The sequence below is a fragment of the Novosphingobium sp. BL-A-41-Hi4B-X5A genome, from assembly GCF_055521705.1.
On sequence record NZ_CM145500.1, the window covers coordinates 692,093 to 709,656 of the forward strand.

The window sequence follows — 17,564 nt, forward strand, 5'->3', positions numbered from 1 at the left end:
CATGAACATCCCTGAGGCTATAAGCAATCCAAGGGGGCTGCCCCTGCCTGGGACCCTGGTCCCGGGTAAGCGGTCCCCACCTGACGTCGAGGCGTCAGAGGATTTTCCGAGCAACCGACCCATGGTGGGCCCGTCACCCCCTTCACTTTCCTGATTCCGGAGCACCTCGTGGAAGCCAAGAATGCGCTGCGCACCGAATTGAGAGCGCGGCGCAATGCTCACGTCGCAGCGCTTGATCCCCGCGTGAAGGCCCTGATGTTCCGCCGCCCGCCCTCGCCGGTTCTGGCGATGATCCCCGAAGGTGCGACCGTCGGGCTCTATCTCGCCGGCCCGGCAGAGGCTCCGGCTACCGCCTATGCACAGGTCCTGCATGAGGCAGGGCACAAGATAGCACTGCCGTGGTTTGCCGACCGCTCATCGCCGATGGTATTTCGCGAATGGGCATCACCGTGGGTGGATGAACTGCTCAAGCCCGGCCCTTGGAAGGGCATCGTGCAGCCGGCACCAGAGGCCGCCGAGGTCGTGCCTGAGGTGCTGTTCGTTCCCCTCGTCGGTTTCAGCGCCGATGGCGCGCGTCTCGGCCAAGGTGGCGGTCATTACGACCGCTGGCTCGAGGCGCATCCATCTACCCTGCCGATCGGCCTTGCCTGGGACTGCCAGCTTGTCGAGCACCTGCCCCGTGAGGCGCATGACGCCCCGCTGCATGCCGTGGTAACCCCGACACGAATCTACGGTCCCTGGGAGCGCTGAGGGTGAAGGAAGATTACAAGCCGACCTGGCGCAAACCGATTGGCATTCTTGGTCTGGTCGTGGGGCTGGTCATCTATGCGCTGGGCGTCGCAGCATTATCCGGCGTCATCGGGCAATGGCATGTCCTGCTGCAAACTGTAGCCTATGTCGTGCTCGGGACGATCTGGCTCCTCCCGCTGCGACGCTTCCTGATCTGGATGGAAACCGGCCGCTGGGGCTGAGCGCTAACGGTATTGGACAGCCCCGTCTAATCGCTTACCCTTTTGCCCAAAGCAATGGGGAGAGTGCGATGCCTGGTCCAATTGAAACCGTCGAAACCTTCTGCGCGATGTGGGAGCAGCCCGGCGGATTTGCCGCCTCGATCCGCGAGTACTTCACCGAGCAGACCGATTACGAGAACGTGGGCATGACCCATACCATCGGCATCGAGCAGGGCCTTGCACTGGTCGCGGGGTTCGAGAACGACATGGGGATTGCACGCATCAAGGTCGACATGCTGGCGATTGCCGCCAATGGTGACACGGTCCTGACGGAACGGGTGGATCACATGATCAACGCCGCTGGCGAGACTTTCGTGTCATTGCGGCTGATGGGCATCTTCGAACTGAAGGATGGCAAGATCGCAAAGTGGCGGGATTACTTCGACACCGCACCGTTCAAAGGATGACGTTGCCCTGAACGCGAAAGGGCGCCCTGTGGCGCCCTTTGCATTGCATCTGACGTGGCGCGAGTGACGGGGCTCGAACCCGCGACCTCCGGCGTGACAGGCCGGCACTCTAACCAACTGAGCTACACCCGCGTAACGTCAAAAGGTGTGCCGCGAAGACACTTTCCCAAGTGGTGGCGCGAGTGACGGGGCTCGAACCCGCGACCTCCGGCGTGACAGGCCGGCACTCTAACCAACTGAGCTACACCCGCGTACCTCTTGGAAGCCGCGCCTCTATGGCAGGCGGTGTGGACTGTCAACGGGCTTGGAAACGGGAATTTTTCCACAACGGGGCGCAGCATTGCGCGCAAAGAAAAAGGCGCCCGGAGGCGCCTTTTTCGTCATCCCAATGGCGCGAGTGACGGGGCTCGAACCCGCGACCTCCGGCGTGACAGGCCGGCACTCTAACCAACTGAGCTACACCCGCTCGCCGTTGGGAGCGCCGCCTCTATGGCAGGTTTTGCAGGCTGTCAACGCTCAACCGCGCGCATTTAAGCCCGATCACCATTTTCTTGGGCCATGCCCGAGCCCTCAGCAATTCTGGTACTTCCAGCTGCGGCTCTTGCCTTCGCCGATCCACTCCACCGCCTGTGCGGTGCGTTTGTCCCGTGTGGGCTGCGTCTTTGCCTCGACGATCCATTCGATGTACTCCCGGCGCTTGCCCGGAGGCATCGCTGCGAAGCGCTCGGAATGCCCTGCGGCTTCCAGAGCAGCGCTGAAGGGCTCGGGCAATTCGGGCACTGGCTTCCGGGAAGCGAGCGGCACTTTCGCCTTCGGCGCGGCAAGCCGCGCGATGGCCGAGCGCAACCTTTCGACGATGACGGCCTCGTCCGGAAACTCGTCGAGCGAGGCGATCTTGCGAAACGGCCCGGTCCCGCCTGCTTGCTCGTTATTATGGAAGAAGATCGAGACATGCGCCTTGAACGCCGCCATGCCGGCCAGATTCTTACCGCCCACCGTAAAGTGCGGCATGCCCCACTTGATCGCTTCGACGCAGGCGGGCACTTCGCGATGGACGAGCGCCCGGAAGCGATCGAGGATCGGACGGGCAAACTCGCCAGCGTTCGCGATATGCTGATCGATGCGCGGATCGGTAGTCGGCATGGGCACCTCCGATCCGCACATCTATCACATCAGTCGGCCAACAGCAGCACCGGCGTTTCGATCAGCTTCTTGATCGCCTGAACAAAGCTGGCGGCATCGTGGCCGTCGACCACGCGATGGTCGCAGCTGATCGAGATATTCATCAGCTTGCGCTTCTCGATCCGCTCGCCACCCATGCCGTCAGGCACGAACATGGGACGCTCGATGATCCGGTTCGGGCCGATAATCGCCACTTCCGGACGGTTGATCACCGGGGTCGTCGCCACGCCGCCCAGGGGGCCGAGCGAAGTGACGGTGAGCGTCGACCCCGAAAGCTCTTCCGACTTCGCGCTGCCGCTGCGCGCGGCTTCCGCAAGACGGCCGATCTCGCGCGCCAACTGCCACAGATTGAGGCTCTGCGCGTTGCGGATTACCGGTACCATCAGCCCGGCAGGAGTCTGCGCCGCCATGCCGAGATGGACCGCGCCATAGCGGGTCACCACCCCTGCTTCGTCATCATACCGGGCATTGATCATCGGGAACTTCGGCAAGGTGCGGCAGATCGCGGTGATCAGCAGCGGCAGCATCGTCAGCTTCGGCTTGTCGCCACGGCTGCTGTTGAGCTGTTCGCGCATGACTTCGAGTGCAGTGACATCGCATTCCTCGACATAGGAGAAGTGCGGGATGTGGCGCTTCGACGCCGCCATGTTCTCGGCAATGCGGCGGCGCATGCCGATAACCTTGATCACCTCGTCGCCGCGCTCCGCACCCGCCGAGCGGTAACCGCCAGTGGCGTTGTAGGCGAGGAACTGGTCAAGGTCGGCATGACGCACGCGGCCCTCCTCGGAAGGGCGCACTTCCGACAGGTCGATGCCGAGGTCCCGCGCACGCTGACGCACGGCCGGGCTGGCGAGGACCTTGGCGTCAAAGCCGCGCCGGACTTGCTCTGCCGCTTGTGCTGGAGCAGGCTTGGTGGCTACCGGCGGTGGCGGTGGCGGTGGCGAAGGAGGAGGTGCAGCAGCCTCTACCCGCGCCACATCCGCCTCGTCGGGTGTCTCGACCTCGATCCGCTCCTCAACAACCTCTGCCGTCGGAGCAGGCGCCTCAACTGGCGCCGCAGCAGGCGCGTGCGCCTCCCCTTCCCCGTCGGTTTCGATCACGACCAGCGCCGACCCGATCGCCACGACATCGCCGACTTCGCCAGCGATCGAAACGACCTTGCCCGCAACCGGGCTTTCCATCTCGACAGTGGCCTTGTCGGTCATCATGTCGGCCAGACGCCCGTCTTCCTCGACCATGTCGCCCACGGCGACGTGCCAAGCGACGATTTCAGCCTCGGCGATACCTTCACCGATATCGGGCAGGCGGAATGTATAGGTTCCCATGGTGCTCAGGCTTTCGTCAGGCGGTCGATGGCCTCGCCGATGCGGACCGGGCCGGGGAAGTAGGCCCATTCGAGGCTGTGGGGATAGGGGGTGTCAAAGCCGGTCACGCGTTCGATCGGGGCTTCGAGGTGGTAGAAGCAACGCTCCTGCACCAGCGCCGAAAGCTCGGCACCAAAGCCGGAAGTGCGCGTCGCTTCGTGGACGATCAGGCATTTGCCGGTCTTTTCCACCGACTTTTCCACCGTCTCGATGTCGAGCGGGACCAGCGTGCGCAGGTCGAGGATCTCCGCATCCACGCCCTTCTCGGCGCAGACAGCGGCTGCGACGTGGACCATCGTTCCATAGGCCAGCACAGTGAAGGCATTGCCGGGGCGGACGATGCGCGCCTTGCCCAACGGAATCGAATAGTACCCTTCCGGCACCGCGCTGTCGGCATGCTTCGACCACGGCTCCACCGGCTTGTCGTAGTAGCCGTTGAAGGGGCCGTTGTAGATGCGCTTTGGTTCGAAGAAGATGACGGGATCATTGTCTTCGATGGCCGAGATCAGCAGGCCTTTGGCGTCATGCGGATTGCTGGGCACGACCGTTTTCAGACCGGCAACGTGCGTGAACAGAGCCTCGGGGCTCTGGCTATGCGTCTGTCCGCCAAAGATGCCGCCACCAAAGGGCGAACGTACCGTCATCGGCGCGATGAATTCTCCCGCCGATCGATAGCGCAGGCGTGCCGCCTCTGACACGAGCTGGTCGAGCCCCGGATAGATGTAATCGGCAAACTGGATCTCGGGCACAGGCCGCAGGCCATAGGCACCCATGCCGACAGCCACGCCAATGATCCCGCATTCGCTGATCGGCGTATCGAACACGCGGGTCTTGCCATGCTTCTTCTGCAGGCCCGCCGTGGCGCGGAACACGCCGCCAAAGTAGCCCACGTCCTCGCCCATCACGACAACATTGGGATCGCGCTCCATCATGATGTCGAGCGCATCGTTGATGGCCTCGATCATGTTGAGGCGGCGGGTCGGAGCCTCGGCGAGGCTGACCGGTGATTCTTCGTGGGTCATGGCTGCTTCCCCTCTTCCGACCACTCTGGCCACTTGACCCGACGCTCGTGGATTGCCTGCTCGCTCTGTTCCCGAAGGTGCCAGGGCAGGTCTTCGAACACGTCCTCGAACATGGTGTGGAACGGGTGATGCAGGCCGTGGCCGAGGATGCCGTTCTTTTCGGCTTCCTTGGTCGCCGACTTGACCGTCTCCATCAGTTCGCGGTCCATCTCGGCGTGCTGGTCTTCTGACCATTCGCCAAGCGCGATCAGGTGCTGCTTGAGCCGGTTGATCGGATCACCGAGCGGCCATTCCTCACGCTCGTGCGCCGAACGGTACTGGCCCGGATCGTCCGAGGTCGAATGCCCCTCGGCGCGATAGGTGAAGTGCTCGATCAATGTTGGTCCAGCGTTGGAACGAGCGCGATCCGCTGCCCACTTGGTTGCCGCATAGACGGCCAGCGGATCGTTGCCGTCCACCCGCAGGCCGGCCATGCCGTAACCAATGGCGCGGGCGGCAAACGTGGTTCGCTCGGCCCCGGCAAAGCCCGAAAAGCTCGAGATCGCCCACTGGTTGTTGACGACGTTGAAGATGACCGGTGCGTTATAGACGGTCGCAAAGGTCATTGCCGAATGGAAGTCGCCCTCGGCCGTCGATCCTTCGCCGATCCAGGTCGCGGCAATCCGGGTGTCCCCCTTGATCGCGCTGGCCATCGCCCAGCCCACCGCCTGCGGATACTGCGTGGCAAGGTTGCCGCTGATCGTGAAGAACGATGCTTCGCGCGCCGAATACATGATCGGCAGCTGACGGCCCTTCAGCTTGTCCGCCCGGTTAGAGTAGATCTGGTTGATCATCTCGACGATCGGGTATCCGCGCGAAATCAGGATGCCCTGCTGGCGGTAGCTCGGGAACACCATGTCGTCCGCGGCCAGGGCCATCGCCGGGGCAACCGAAGTTGCCTCTTCCCCGGTACACTTCATGTAGAAGCTGGTCTTGCCCTGCCGTTGCCCGCGATACATGCGGTCGTCAAACGCGCGGGTCAGCGCCATGGTGCGAAGCATCCGCCGCAGGGTTTCGGCATCGAGCTTCGGATCCCACGGCCCGACCGCGCGATGGTCCTCGCCCAGCACGCGAACCAGGTCGAAGCACAGGCCCTGCGTTTCCGCGGCAGGGCACTGCTCGTCAGGGCGCGGCTGCGCACCAGCAGGCGGGATCTCGAGGTGCGAATAATCGACCGCATCACCCGGCCGAAACTTCGGTTCCGGCACATGCAGCGCCAACGGCGGCATGTTGCCGCGCACGCTTCCGCTCATGCTGCAAACACCTGCATCTGAACTCTCCCACATCGAATCACGCTTTCCATATGGAAAAGCATGACTGACGCAAAGTTATATACGCTTGTTATTTTATTTCACAGAGCTTTTCTCGCTCCCTTGTCCTGGCCCGAGGATCATCTCCAGACCCCAGGGTCAGGCTAACGTTTGCTCCAGATAGCACAAGGCGCTGGAACCAAAGCGGTTCCAGCGCCCTGCCTTGCAGCGTTCTGCGACCTTACTCGGCAGCCTCGGCCAGTTGCCGAGGTTCAGCCGGGTGGTAGTGCAACTCGTCCGGGCCGGCGTACCGAACATCCCAGTTGGGCTCGCCTTTCATGAAGTCCGGCAGGTTGGTCATGTAGATCGCCGTTCCGAACGCACCGTCCCAGATGCGGGGCTTCCAGCTGTCATCCACGCAATCGCAATCTGCGCCGTATTCCGCCTCGCCACCTGCCGGACACGGCACGTACAGGAACGCAGCCGACGTCAGCCGGTGCCGTCCGAAACCCCAGTTCCAATCACCATAGGCATAGCCGCGCCGGTCAAGATAGTTCTTGGCTACCATCAGTTCGTCGATGTCCTCGACTTCCCAGTTGGCGTGGTGGAACTTCAGCGTCCCGTTGAAGCCCGGCATCGGCGCATGCGCGTCGGCCAGAAACACGTTGTGATGTTCGTAGCAGCCGTCCGCCCGCATGTAGACGCCGAAACCCTTCTGGATGTCGGTGATGCGGAAGCCAAGGACGTCACGATAAAAGGTGACCGCCTCCTGCACGTCCGGAAAAGTCCAGACGCAATGGTGCGTGCGCTTCGGCACGGCCCGATCGATCCATTTGCGTGGCTGGTTGAGGCGGGCAATCCGGCCGACCGTGTTCTGCGGGGTCGGCGCGCCAAACACGGCGCGCGGTTGCCACACTTGCAGCCCGATCGCCTGCCCGAACGGCGTAACGAGGTGAACCACGCCCTCAGCATCAGTGGTCAGTTCCGCGAGGCCGTTCAAGCGCGCCTTCAAGCGTTCCAGCCCCACCGCGTTGTCGACCGCCCAGACGCATTCATGGACGCCTTTGGTCGTTTGCGCCGTCCCCTTGGGCAGTTCGGGGTGGCCACGTTTCAGGAACAATGACTGTGAGCCGTCGGCCGCTTCGAAAAGCGCCGAGACATCGTTATGCTCGATCAAAGTCAGCCCGAAGTCGCGGAAGAAGCGAACACAAGGTTCGACCTCTTCTACCATCCATGTCAGCCGCCTGATGCCAATGATCGCCACGTCAATTCTCCTGCCTTGCTGGCAGGGGAATGGCGGCGTTCTCACCAAAGGATATTGCGCCAGATCAAATCTGGTTCATGAATTGTTTAAAGGCGATGCATCAATTTCATAAATAAAAACTGGCAAAGCTTCGCCCAGTGCCACTTCAGACCGCAACCTCGGCCTTGATAACGCCCTGCGGGGCATAACCGGTCACTTCAAAATCCTCGATCCGGTAATCGAAGATCGAGTCCGGTCGGCGCAGGATGGCAAGTCGGGGCTCACCCTCCGGCGTGCGGGCCAGCTGGGTTTCAACCAACTCGGCGTGGTTGAGATAGAGATGCGTGTCGCCCCCCATCCACACCAGTTCACCCGGCTCCAGATCGCACTGCTGCGCCAGCAGACGGATGAACAGCGCCGCGCCCCACAAGTTGAATGGCAATCCGAGCGCAACGTCACAGCTGCGTTGATAGAGCAGTCCGTTCAAGCGATTGCCGCTGACGTGGAACTGGTAGGTCTTGTGGCAGGGCGGCAGCGCCATCGCGTCAAGCTCGGCCACGTTCCAGCCTTCAACAATATGGCGCCGACTGCCGGGATTGGTCCTCAGCGAGCGGACCACGTCGGCTACCTGGTTCACGCCCTGATCGCGCTGGCGAAACAGGCCATCGCCTGCCGGTTCATAGACCGGCCAGTCCACCCACTGCTTGCCGTAGACTGGACCAAGATCACCCCATTCACGAGCGAACGCCTCGTCCGCGATAATACGCGCGGAAAAATCGGCGCGGGAAATGTCGTCGCCGGAAGCCTTGCGATATTTCTCCAGCGGCCAGTCGGTCCAGATCTCGACACCCTGCGCGCATAGCTTGCGGATGTTGGTATCGCCCGTCAGGAACCACAGGAACTCGCGGGTCGCCGTTTTCCAGTAGACACGCTTGGTCGTCAGCAAGGGCATGCGCCCGTCGGCAAGGTCGAAGCGCAATTGCGCGCCGAAGACAGAACGGGTGCCAACACCGGTACGATCGACCCGCTCGTCGCCGCACTCCCAGATCTCGCGCATGAGGTCGAGATACTGCTGTTCGAAATGGCGGGCGGAATCGGCGCGTTCAGGCATGGCTCCGCTTCTAGCTGCGCAGACGGGCGTGAGCAAAATCGCCGCCGAAATTTCCCGGCGAAAAAACTTGGCGTTACCCGCTTGCCAGCCTCGGAACTGCCTCGTATAGGGCGCCCCTGCCTCGCAGCCGGGTCACCGGTTGGCGGATCGGTCGGGGAATAGCTCAGCCTGGTAGAGCACTGTCTTCGGGAGGCAGGGGCCGGAGGTTCGAATCCTCTTTCCCCGACCATTTCACCTTCAAAAGGTGATCGAAAGGGCGGCCTTCGGGTCGCCCTTTTCGTTTGTTCAAGCAGCTCAGTTCGTCGCTCGCCTGCCACAACTCCTTCATTTCGCCCGCAATTCCGTCTCGCAAAGTCGCAAGACGGGTTCCGCTGGGGAACAACAACGACGACCTTGTCCGGGTTAGCCAATCAACTGGACAGGAACTTTACTCGTGACAATCCGCAAGCTGACCGTTGCCCTTCTCGTCGCCACAGTCCCCCTTGCCACCGCAGCAAGCGCACAAGACGCAGCCGCTGGCACCGAAACCACCGCCGGAGCCGCCTCGGCAGCGCCGACGGCGGCCACGCCGACCGTCGGCGCCGTAGTCTACGACGCCGCAGGAGCCGAAGTCGGCAAGATCAAGAGCGTAAACGCGCCCAACTTCGTGATCGACACCGGCAAGAACACTGCCACCTTGGCGCTGACTGCACTCGGCACCGGCCCCAAGGGTCCGGTCCTCGGCATGACCAAGGTTGAACTCGACGCCGCTGCCGAAAAGGCTGCCGCAGCCGCAAAGGCTGATACGGCTGCCGCAATCGTCGTCGATGCCCCGGTCTATGCGTCCGACGGCACCACCCAGCTCGGCAAGGTTGCTGAAGTGACCGATACCGAGTTCGTGCTCGACGCTGGCGCAGTTCGCGTCAAGCTGCCGAAGACTTCCGTCGCCAAGGGCGCCTCCGGCCTGATGATCGGCATGACCGCCCAAGCCTTCGCTGACGCTACCAAGAGCGCGGGCCAGAGCGCGGATGCAGCGGCCGCGAAGCCCGCTGGCAAGTAAGCCATTCAGGGAGCGGGCGGCGTGTTTCCCCCTTTTTCGCGCCGCCCCAACCCGTTCCCTCAACCGCCCCTGAGCAGCTGCACGCCCCAATCGCGCTCGAACAGATAGAGCAACACACGGGCCGCTTCGCCTCTTGGCGACGACAGCCCGCCATCGCGCTCCATCAGCAATCGGGCGTCGTCATGCGCCAGCGGCAGCAACCGCGAGATCTGTTCGAAGTCCGCCACTTTGAACGGCGTGTCGCCCGATTGCCGGGTGCCGAGCAGCTCCCCACCGCCACGCAACCGCAAGTCTTCCTCGGCCAGGCGAAACCCGTCCTGAGTCTCCCGCATCAGCGCGAGTCGCTCGCGCCCCGTCTCCGACAGAGCCTCGCCCCGCAGCAGCAGGCAGGTCGATTGCTGGCTGCCGCGCCCGACGCGCCCGCGCAGTTGGTGCAACTGGGCAAGACCGAAGCGCTCGGCCTGCTCGATCACCATCAGCGTCGCGTTCGGCACGTCGACGCCGACCTCGATCACCGTCGTCGCCACCAGCAACTGCGCGTCCCCGCGGGCAAACTGCTCCATCGCCGCGTCCTTGGCTTCGGGCCGCAACTGGCCGTGGACCATGACCACGGTATCCCCGAACCGCTCTTTCAGCGCAGCATAGCGTGCCTCTGCTGCGGCTATGTCCTCGGTTTCCAGCTCGCGCACCATCGGACAGACCCAATAGGCCTGCGCCCCCTTCGCAATGTGCCGCGCAACCCCCTCGACCACATCGGCAAGACGCTCGGTGGAAATCACGCGGGTGTCGATGGCCTGGCGCCCGGGCGGCATTTCATCAAGCCGCGAGACGTCCATCTCTCCATATTGCGCCAATGTCAGCGTGCGCGGAATCGGCGTTGCCGTCATGGCAAGGCAGTGCGGCGTGCGCCGTGCTTTCTGCGTCAGCATGAGCCGCTGCCCAACACCGAAGCGGTGCTGTTCATCGATCACCACCAGCGCCAGATTGCGATAGGCCACAGCGTCCTGAAAGATCGCGTGAGTGCCGACGCAAATGTCGATCGATCCATCGAGCAAGCCCATCAGGATCGATTCGCGCGCCTTGCCTTTGTCGCGTCCTGTCAACAGCGCGATGTTCACGCCTGTGCCCGCTGCCATCCGCGTCAGGGTCTCGGCATGCTGGCGCGCCAGGATCTCGGTCGGCGCCAGCAGCGCCGCCTGTCCGCCCGCCTCCACCGCGATCAGCATGGCGTTGAGCGCCACTGCAGTCTTGCCCGATCCGACATCGCCTTGCAGCAATCGCAGCATCGGCGCGCCTTGCGCCATGTCGTTTTCGATCTCGGCAATTGAGCGCTTCTGCGCGCCGGTCAGTTCGAACGGCAGATTGAGCATTGCCCGCAGCCGCCCGTCGCCATGCAGCGGCGTGCCCTTCTTCGCGCGATTGCTCTCCCGCACCAGCATCAGGGCAAGGCTGTTGGCCAGCAGTTCGTCATAGGCGAGCCGGTCCTTTGCCAGCTTGTCCTCGGCCTTGTGTGCAGCCTGAAGCGCTGCGTCCCACGTTGGCCAGTCCATCCGCGCCATAAGGCCCGGCTCGATCCATTCCGGAAGCCTGGGCAGGTGCGCCAGCGACTGCGCCACCAAGGCTTGAACCCGCCCCTGCGTCAGCCCTTCCGAAAGCGGGTAAACCGGCTCGTTCAGCTGGCCGAGCATGCCCGCACTGTCCTCGCTGACATGATCGGGATGGACGATCTGCCACGTCTGCCCGAACTGGTCGAGCCTGCCCGCCACCCAGCGCTTCTCACCCAACGGCAGCTGCTTCTTGGCGGTGTAGGCCGCTCGCCCGAAGTAGGTAAGCGCGACATAGTTGCCCACGGCATCCTCGGCCATGACCCTGAACGGCCCGCGTCCGGCCGACTGCCGGTAGTCCCGAACCGTCAGCGGCAGCACGATCTGCTCCCCCACCCCGGCCTCGTCGAGATTGGCGACCGCCCGCCGCAACACCCAGCGATCGGGCAGATGGTAAGCGATATCCTTGACGCGGGTCAGCCCCAGCTTCTCGAGCGGGCGTGCCAGACCAGGCCCCACGCCTTTGAGGCTGGAGCTTTCCGCGAACAGGGGATTGAGCAGGTCAGGACGCATCGCCCGCTCGACATAGGCTGCAAGACCATGTTTCGCCAATGCCGCCCAAAGCGAAATTCACGGCCATTTTTGACCCAGCGCATGGTTGAGGCCCGGCGCTGGTGCTTGAGTCGCTTGCGAAGACAACGAAAGCAGGAGCACAACAGATGCTGATCCCTCATGGAGCCGTCATTGCCGTCGTTGATGGCAAGGCTTGGGAGCTCTACCGCAACGCCGGAACCGACGCCGCCCCCGACCTCGCGGCCATGGAAACGCCCGCGCTCGTGGAGCACAACCACTCGAGTGGCGGCAGCCACGCATCGCCGCACCAGCAGGATGAGACCGCCCACTGCGCTGCCGTGGCAGATTGGCTCAACCGGCAGGTCCAGAGCCACAAGATCGCCCAGCTCGTGCTGATCGCCCCGCCGCGCGCCTTGGGCGAACTGCGCCACCAGATCGGCAAGGGCACCCAGAACGCCATAATCAAGGAATTGGCCAAGGACCTGGTCGGTCGCCAGCCCACCGAGATCATCGCCGCGCTGCGGGGCAAGTAACGCGCGCGGCCAAGCGATGGGGCATTCCGGCGCGGGGAAGGACGGCGCCGGGATGCCCTTTCGCATGGGGCTTGCACCCTTGTTTCGCCGGGCTGATCGGCCTAACGGCAAAGCATGACCGAGCCTGCTGCCATCGCCCCCGAAAGCCTTCGCCGCCTGCACTTCCGCGCCTGGCACCGCGGCACGCGCGAAGCTGACTACATGATCGGCTGCTACTTCGACCGCTACCACGCCAGTTGGACGGCCGAGCAGGTCGCCTGGTTCGAAGACCTGATCGAGGAAGACGACGTCGAGATCATGGCATGGGCCCTCGGCACGCAGCCCGTGCCCGAAAAGTATGCCGGTGCGATGATGGATGCCATGCGCAAGCTGGACTACGTCGAGATCCCGCGCTGATTTCGCCTCTCGCGCGTTAAGCCTGCCATGTCCGATCTGACCCGCATCCTCTCGGCCAATACGCCGCTCACGCTTTCGTCCGTCGCGCGTGGTGCGCAGCCCCTCGTTCTGGCCGATCTTGCCCGCGCCGCCAAAGGCCGCGCCGTTTTCATCGCGCCCGACGAGGCCGCGATGCGCGCCATTGTCGAAAGCGCCGCATTCTTTGCGCCGGACCTCGAGGTCATTGACTTTCCGGCATGGGACTGCCTGCCGTTTGACCGTGCCTCCCCGGCGCTGTCTGTCAGTTCCCGCCGCCTCGCCGCGCTACAGCGGCTGCAACGCAAGCGCAGCGGCCCGCAACTGCTTGTCACGACGATCAACGCTGCGCTCCAGCGTGTCCTCACGCCGTTCCGCATCCGCGAATCCACCCGCCTGCTTTCGCCGGGCACCGAAATCGGTCGCGAGAGCCTGATCGCACTCCTCCAGCGTCAGGGCTATTCGCGCACCGATACGGTCGTCGACGCGGGCGAATACGCCGTGCGCGGCTCGGTCTTCGACATCTATCCTTCGGGGCTCGACCACGGCCTCCGTCTGGACTTCTTCGGCGACGAGCTTGAAACCCTGCGCCTGTTCGATCCGAACACGCAGCGCTCGGTGCAGCCGGTCGAAACGCATCTCCTGCTGCCGGCGAGCGAAGCCCTGCTTGACGACGACAGCATCAAGCGCTTCCGCAGCCGCTACCGCGAACTGTTCGGCGCCAACGCCACCGGCGATCCGCTCTATCAGGCTATCACCGACGGCCGTCGCCTCGCCGGCATGGAGCACTGGCTCCCGCTGTTCGAGGACCGGTTGGTCACGCTGTTCGACCACTTGGCCGAGGGCGACCTCGTCCTGATCGACACGACAGCGATCAAGGCTGCCGAACAACGCTTTGCCGACATTGCCGACTATCATCAGTCGCGCCTCGATTCCTCGTCCAAGGCTCCCGGCAGCTACCGCCCTCTGGCAGAAACCGCGCTTTATCTTTCGCGTGATGAGCTGGACCGGGCGCTTGCCGGTTGGCCCGTGCACCGCACCACGATCTTTGCTGAACCGGAATCGAAGCAGGTTGTCGATTTCGGCTTCAGCTCTGCCCACGATTTCACGCCGGAACGCGCTGCCGCCACTTCAGGCGGCACCAACATCTACGAAGCGGCCGCCAAGTACATTGCGGCGCTGGGCACGCGCGGCAAGAAGCCGATCATCGCGGCCTATACCGCCGGCTCCCGCTCGCGCCTCGCCTCACTACTGGCCGAAGCCGGCAAGTTCACGCCGCAGATGGCCGATTCCTGGCAGGAAGCGCTCGGCCTTGCCGCCACGGGCAAGCCTGCTGCCGTGGTCCTGCCGCTGGAGCAAGGCTTTGCCAGCGACGATCTGGAACTGCTGACCGAGCAGGACATCCTTGGCGACCGTCTCGTCCGCCGCAAGAAGAAGCGCAAGGACGCCGACGCGTTCCTGGCCGAATTGTCCGCGCTCACGCCGGGCGACCTCGTCGTCCACATGGACCACGGCATCGGTCGCTACCTCGGCCTCGAAGCCATCGGCGTCGGCGACAGCCCGCACGATTGCGTCCAGCTCGAATACTCCGGCGGCGACAAGCTCTATATCCCGGTCGAGAATCTCGACGTCCTCTCGCGCTATGGCTCCGATGCCGATGGCGTCGCGCTCGACAAGCTAGGCGGTGAGGCGTGGCAGCGTCGCAAGGCCCGGATGCGGGAACGCATCCTTGAAATGGCGGGCCACCTCATGGCCACGGCCGCCCAGCGCGCCCTGCGCCAAGGCACGGTGCTTCCCGTCGACCCCGCCAGCTACGGCCCCTTCGTCGATCGCTTCCCATGGGACGAAACCGAGGATCAGGAACGCGCAATCGGCGATGTCCTCGGCGACATGGCCGAAGGCAAGCCGATGGACCGCCTCGTCTGCGGCGACGTCGGCTTCGGGAAGACCGAGGTTGCCCTGCGCGCGGCATTCGTCGCGGCCATGCAGGGCGTGCAGGTTGCGGTCATCGCGCCGACGACCCTGCTCGCACGCCAGCACTATTCGAACTTCGTCGAGCGGTTCAAAGGCTTCCCGCTGGAAATCGGTCGCCTTTCGCGCCTCGTCCCCGCCAAGGAGGCAAGCGAGACCAAGGCCGGGCTTGCCAGCGGACAGGTCGACATCGTCATCGGCACCCATGCGCTCCTGTCCAAGTCGGTGGAGTTCAAGCGTCTTGGCCTTGTCATCGTTGACGAGGAACAGCGCTTCGGCGTCACCCACAAGGAAAAGCTCAAGGAACTGAAGGCGGACGTTCACGTCCTTACCCTCACCGCCACGCCAATCCCGCGCACGCTGCAGATGGCCATGTCAGGCCTGCGCGAGCTGTCCACGATCCAGACCCCGCCGGTCGACCGCCTTGCCGTGCGTACCTATGTCATGCCGTGGGACGACATGGTCATGCGCGAAGCCTTGCTGCGCGAACACCAGCGCGGCGGACAAAGCTTCATCGTCGTGCCGCGCATTGCCGATATGCCCGAACTCGAAGAGTGGCTGCGCCTGAACGTCCCCGAGGTCCGCTTCGTGACGGCCCACGGCCAGATGAGCCCGACCGAGGTCGAGGACCGCATGGGCGCGTTCTACGAAAAGAAGTACGAAGTCCTGCTTTCCACCACGATCGTCGAGAGCGGCATCGACATTCCCTCGGCCAACACGATCGTTATCCACCGCGCCGACCGCTTCGGGCTCGCCCAGCTCTACCAGCTGCGCGGACGTGTCGGTCGGGGCAAGATCCGTGCTTACGCCTATCTCACCGTGCCAGAGGACATGGCCCTGTCTGAAGTCGCTGAAAAGCGGCTCAAGGTCCTCGGCGATCTCGACAGCCTCGGCGCCGGCTTCCAGCTTGCCAGCCACGACCTCGACATTCGCGGCGCCGGCAACCTGTTGGGCGACGAACAGTCTGGCCACATCAAGGAAGTCGGCTTCGAACTTTATCAGTCGATGCTCGAGGATGCGATCCTTGCCGCCAAGGCTGGCGACATCGGCCTTGCCCGCGAACGCGAGGCGCTGAGCCCGCAGATCACGCTCGACGCACCGATCATGATCCCGGAGGATTACGTCCCCGACCTTGCCGTGCGCATGGCCCTGTACCGCCGCATGAACGACGCCGAAGGCCCGGACGCCGTCGAGGCCCTCGCCGCCGAAATGATCGACCGCTTCGGCCCCCTGCCCGCCCCGACGCAGAACCTGCTGCGCCTGATCGAGGTCAAGCGCCAGGCCATCGCCGCCAACATCGCCAAGATCGACGTCGGCCCCAAGGGCGCGCTGGTCAGCTTCCACAAGGATACCTTCCCCGACCCGGTCGGCCTCATCGGCTATGTCGAGCGGCTCAATGGCGTTGCCAAGCTGCGTCCCGACAACAAGCTGGTCATCACTCGCGCATGGGGCACCGCAGAAGGTCGGCTCAACGGTCTGGTGCAGATGACCAAGGGTCTGGCTGCGATCGTGAAGCGGGCCAAGAAGGCGGCCTAAAGCAGCGCACTGACCTCTGCGGCACTGATTGGCCCTGATCGCAGGAAACCCTGGAACGTGTCGCAGCCCTCTTGCTGCAGCACCGCCAGCTGGCTCTCACGCTCGACGCCTTCGCACACGATCTTGAGCCCGAGCGCACGCGCCATCGCAACGATCGCCGTCAGGATCGCCCTGTCGCGCGGATCGCTGTCCACGTCTCGGACCATGGATGCGTCGAGCTTGATCGTATCGAGCGGCAACGACTTCAGCGTGCGGAAGTTTGCATAGCCCGTCCCGAAATCATCGAGCGCGATGCGCACGCCCGCGGAAGCCAGCTCCGCCAGTGCCGCTGCCGATTGGGCGAAGTCCGCCACCAGCGCATGCTCGGTCACTTCCAGTGTAAGCCTCGTCGGCACGAACCCGGTTCCGGTCAGCAACTCGCGAAAGTCCACCGCGAACGCGTCGCTTGCGAGATCCTCTGCGGTTACGTTGAGCGACAACGCCAGCGTGTCCCAATCCACCGCCGCCGCCAATGCCTTGCCCGCGATATGCCGGGAGAGCTGCGCCACATGATCGCCACGCTCGGCAATGGCGAACAGCGTCTCCGCTCCGATCCGGCCAAGCTGGGCATGGTCCCACCGCGCCAGGGCCTCAACGCCAACAAGCGCACCGTCAGCCACCCGATACTGTGGCTGGAACACAATCCCGATCTCGTCCCGCGCCATGGCCCCGATCAGATCGGCTTCAAGCCGCGCCGCGCTCCGCCCCCGCGCCCGATGGGAGCCATCGGCCCAGAGAATGCGGCGTCCCGCTTGCTGCTGCACTGCGCCGAGCGCCTGATCCAACCGGTCGATCATCGCCGCGCCGGCCTCGCCCGGGACTCCGCGCAGCAGCGCTGTGCGCGGAACCAGATGCAGCACCTCGCCCCGCACCGGCAGACCGCGCGAGATGCGGCGCGTCAACGCTTCGGCCAGCCATTGCCAGCGCTCGCGACTGATAGTGCCGTCGCTGGCAATCAGGAACTCCCCGCCCCCCACACGTGCTACCATTGATCCCGGGTCCAGTTCCTCGACTGCAAAATCGGCGATTCGTCGCCCTATTTCAGCCAGCGCGATGTCTCCGCCCGCATGGCCATAAGCCAGGTTGACCGAACTCAGGCGGTGCAGACCGACCAGCATGGCATGGACAAAGTCCGGCTCATGCCGCGCCAGCCACGATCTCGCCGCAGCCAGTCCCGGCAAGCCGGTGAGGGCATCCCGGCCAGCATCGGCATCCGGCAAGGTCAGGCGGTGAGGCATCCGGCATCGAATAGCAGCGGAACCTTGCCAAAGCGTTCCCCGTTCGCGGCGG

15 protein-coding genes and 4 tRNA genes are annotated in these 17,564 nt (G+C 64.0%); 8 read left to right on the top strand and 11 right to left on the bottom strand.

All coding sequences use genetic code 11. The features are described from left to right. The first annotated feature begins 168 nt into the window (after positions 1-168). From ACZ1JY_RS03160 to ACZ1JY_RS03170, 3 genes are all read left to right on the top strand, one after another. Positions 169-750 (top strand): 5-formyltetrahydrofolate cyclo-ligase, encoded by a 582-nt coding sequence (locus ACZ1JY_RS03160; protein ID WP_465130330.1) that lies wholly within the window; start codon positions 169-171, stop codon positions 748-750. Positions 751-752: 2 nt separating this feature from the next. Continuing rightward, positions 753-971, top strand: a complete 219-nt coding sequence (locus ACZ1JY_RS03165; protein WP_465130331.1) for a DUF2842 domain-containing protein — start codon at positions 753-755, stop codon at positions 969-971. 68 nt (positions 972-1,039) lie between these two features. Next, the gene (locus ACZ1JY_RS03170) at positions 1,040-1,417 is read left to right on the top strand and encodes a limonene-1,2-epoxide hydrolase family protein (RefSeq protein ID WP_118073875.1); all 378 of its coding nucleotides are present in this window, start codon (positions 1,040-1,042) and stop codon (positions 1,415-1,417) included. A 55-nt stretch (positions 1,418-1,472) separates the two neighbouring features. Here ACZ1JY_RS03170 and ACZ1JY_RS03175 read toward each other — a convergent pair. The 9 genes from ACZ1JY_RS03175 to thyA form a co-directional block, all read right to left on the bottom strand. Next, positions 1,473-1,549, bottom strand: a tRNA-Asp gene (locus ACZ1JY_RS03175). Between the two features lie 42 nt (positions 1,550-1,591). Further along, a tRNA-Asp gene (locus tag ACZ1JY_RS03180) sits at positions 1,592-1,668 on the bottom strand. A gap of 138 nt (positions 1,669-1,806) precedes the next feature. Then, positions 1,807-1,883, bottom strand: a tRNA-Asp gene (locus ACZ1JY_RS03185). 104 nt (positions 1,884-1,987) lie between these two features. Then, the gene (locus tag ACZ1JY_RS03190) at positions 1,988-2,560 is read right to left on the bottom strand and encodes a YdeI/OmpD-associated family protein (RefSeq protein WP_465130332.1); all 573 of its coding nucleotides are present in this window, start codon (positions 2,558-2,560) and stop codon (positions 1,988-1,990) included. A gap of 29 nt (positions 2,561-2,589) precedes the next feature. Beyond that, positions 2,590-3,924, bottom strand: coding sequence for a dihydrolipoamide acetyltransferase family protein (locus ACZ1JY_RS03195; RefSeq protein WP_465130333.1), 1,335 nt, complete (start codon positions 3,922-3,924; stop codon positions 2,590-2,592). A 5-nt stretch (positions 3,925-3,929) separates the two neighbouring features. Beyond that, entirely contained in the window at positions 3,930-4,985 is a 1,056-nt protein-coding gene (locus tag ACZ1JY_RS03200) for an alpha-ketoacid dehydrogenase subunit beta (protein WP_465130334.1), read from the bottom strand. Further along, a complete protein-coding gene (locus tag ACZ1JY_RS03205; protein ID WP_465130335.1) occupies positions 4,982-6,277 on the bottom strand; it encodes a thiamine pyrophosphate-dependent enzyme in 1,296 nt (431 codons plus the stop codon). The genes ACZ1JY_RS03200 and ACZ1JY_RS03205 overlap by 4 nt, the downstream gene beginning before the upstream one ends. 238 nt (positions 6,278-6,515) lie before the next feature. Further along, positions 6,516-7,538, bottom strand: coding sequence for a VOC family protein (locus ACZ1JY_RS03210; RefSeq protein WP_465130336.1), 1,023 nt, complete (start codon positions 7,536-7,538; stop codon positions 6,516-6,518). A gap of 145 nt (positions 7,539-7,683) precedes the next feature. Continuing rightward, positions 7,684-8,628: a thymidylate synthase gene (gene thyA, locus ACZ1JY_RS03215; RefSeq protein ID WP_465130337.1), complete on the bottom strand. Its 945-nt coding sequence runs from the start codon at positions 8,626-8,628 to the stop codon at positions 7,684-7,686. Between the two features lie 152 nt (positions 8,629-8,780). Here thyA and ACZ1JY_RS03220 point away from each other — a divergent pair. Together ACZ1JY_RS03220 and ACZ1JY_RS03225 are read left to right on the top strand one after the other, a co-directional pair. Next, a tRNA-Pro gene (locus ACZ1JY_RS03220) sits at positions 8,781-8,857 on the top strand. A gap of 204 nt (positions 8,858-9,061) precedes the next feature. Beyond that, positions 9,062-9,667, top strand: a complete 606-nt coding sequence (locus ACZ1JY_RS03225; protein ID WP_465130338.1) for a hypothetical protein — start codon at positions 9,062-9,064, stop codon at positions 9,665-9,667. 59 nt (positions 9,668-9,726) lie between these two features. Here the strand turns inward: ACZ1JY_RS03225 and recG are convergent, their stop codons facing one another. Beyond that, on the bottom strand, positions 9,727-11,784 hold the full coding sequence (gene recG, locus ACZ1JY_RS03230) for an ATP-dependent DNA helicase RecG (protein WP_465130944.1): 2,058 nt from the start codon (positions 11,782-11,784) through the stop codon (positions 9,727-9,729). Positions 11,785-11,930: 146 nt separating this feature from the next. On the opposite strand from recG, the gene ACZ1JY_RS03235 reads away from it, so the two are divergent. The 3 genes from ACZ1JY_RS03235 to mfd all read left to right on the top strand — a co-directional run bounded on the left by ACZ1JY_RS03235 (position 11,931) and on the right by mfd (position 16,235). Further along, positions 11,931-12,317 (top strand): host attachment protein, encoded by a 387-nt coding sequence (locus ACZ1JY_RS03235; protein ID WP_118073805.1) that lies wholly within the window; start codon positions 11,931-11,933, stop codon positions 12,315-12,317. Between the two features lie 114 nt (positions 12,318-12,431). Next, on the top strand, positions 12,432-12,713 hold the full coding sequence (locus tag ACZ1JY_RS03240) for an FAD assembly factor SdhE (protein WP_118073804.1): 282 nt from the start codon (positions 12,432-12,434) through the stop codon (positions 12,711-12,713). Between the two features lie 27 nt (positions 12,714-12,740). Further along, positions 12,741-16,235 (top strand): transcription-repair coupling factor, encoded by a 3,495-nt coding sequence (gene mfd, locus ACZ1JY_RS03245; RefSeq protein ID WP_465130339.1) that lies wholly within the window; start codon positions 12,741-12,743, stop codon positions 16,233-16,235. On the opposite strand, the gene ACZ1JY_RS03250 is transcribed toward mfd, so the two are convergent. Then, positions 16,232-17,512 (bottom strand): EAL domain-containing protein, encoded by a 1,281-nt coding sequence (locus tag ACZ1JY_RS03250; RefSeq protein WP_465130340.1) that lies wholly within the window; start codon positions 17,510-17,512, stop codon positions 16,232-16,234. The two genes, mfd and ACZ1JY_RS03250, sit on opposite strands and share 4 nt — an antisense overlap. Positions 17,513-17,564 lie beyond the last annotated feature (52 nt).

Bases quoted from the DNA above. Each gene is read 5' to 3' on its own strand.
- ACZ1JY_RS03250 (WP_465130340.1), bottom strand. From the start codon at position 17,512: ATGCCTCACCGCCTGACCTTGCCGGATGCCGATGCTGGCCGGGATGCC.
- ACZ1JY_RS03205 (WP_465130335.1), bottom strand. From the start codon at position 6,277: ATGAGCGGAAGCGTGCGCGGCAACATGCCGCCGTTGGCGCTGCATGTG.
- ACZ1JY_RS03240 (WP_118073804.1), top strand. From the start codon at position 12,432: ATGACCGAGCCTGCTGCCATCGCCCCCGAAAGCCTTCGCCGCCTGCAC.
- ACZ1JY_RS03200 (WP_465130334.1), bottom strand. From the start codon at position 4,985: ATGACCCACGAAGAATCACCGGTCAGCCTCGCCGAGGCTCCGACCCGC.
- ACZ1JY_RS03195 (WP_465130333.1), bottom strand. From the start codon at position 3,924: ATGGGAACCTATACATTCCGCCTGCCCGATATCGGTGAAGGTATCGCC.
- thyA (WP_465130337.1), bottom strand. From the start codon at position 8,628: ATGCCTGAACGCGCCGATTCCGCCCGCCATTTCGAACAGCAGTATCTC.
- recG (WP_465130944.1), bottom strand. From the start codon at position 11,784: ATGCGTCCTGACCTGCTCAATCCCCTGTTCGCGGAAAGCTCCAGCCTC.
- ACZ1JY_RS03235 (WP_118073805.1), top strand. From the start codon at position 11,931: ATGCTGATCCCTCATGGAGCCGTCATTGCCGTCGTTGATGGCAAGGCT.
- ACZ1JY_RS03190 (WP_465130332.1), bottom strand. From the start codon at position 2,560: ATGCCGACTACCGATCCGCGCATCGATCAGCATATCGCGAACGCTGGC.
- ACZ1JY_RS03170 (WP_118073875.1), top strand. From the start codon at position 1,040: ATGCCTGGTCCAATTGAAACCGTCGAAACCTTCTGCGCGATGTGGGAG.
- mfd (WP_465130339.1), top strand. From the start codon at position 12,741: ATGTCCGATCTGACCCGCATCCTCTCGGCCAATACGCCGCTCACGCTT.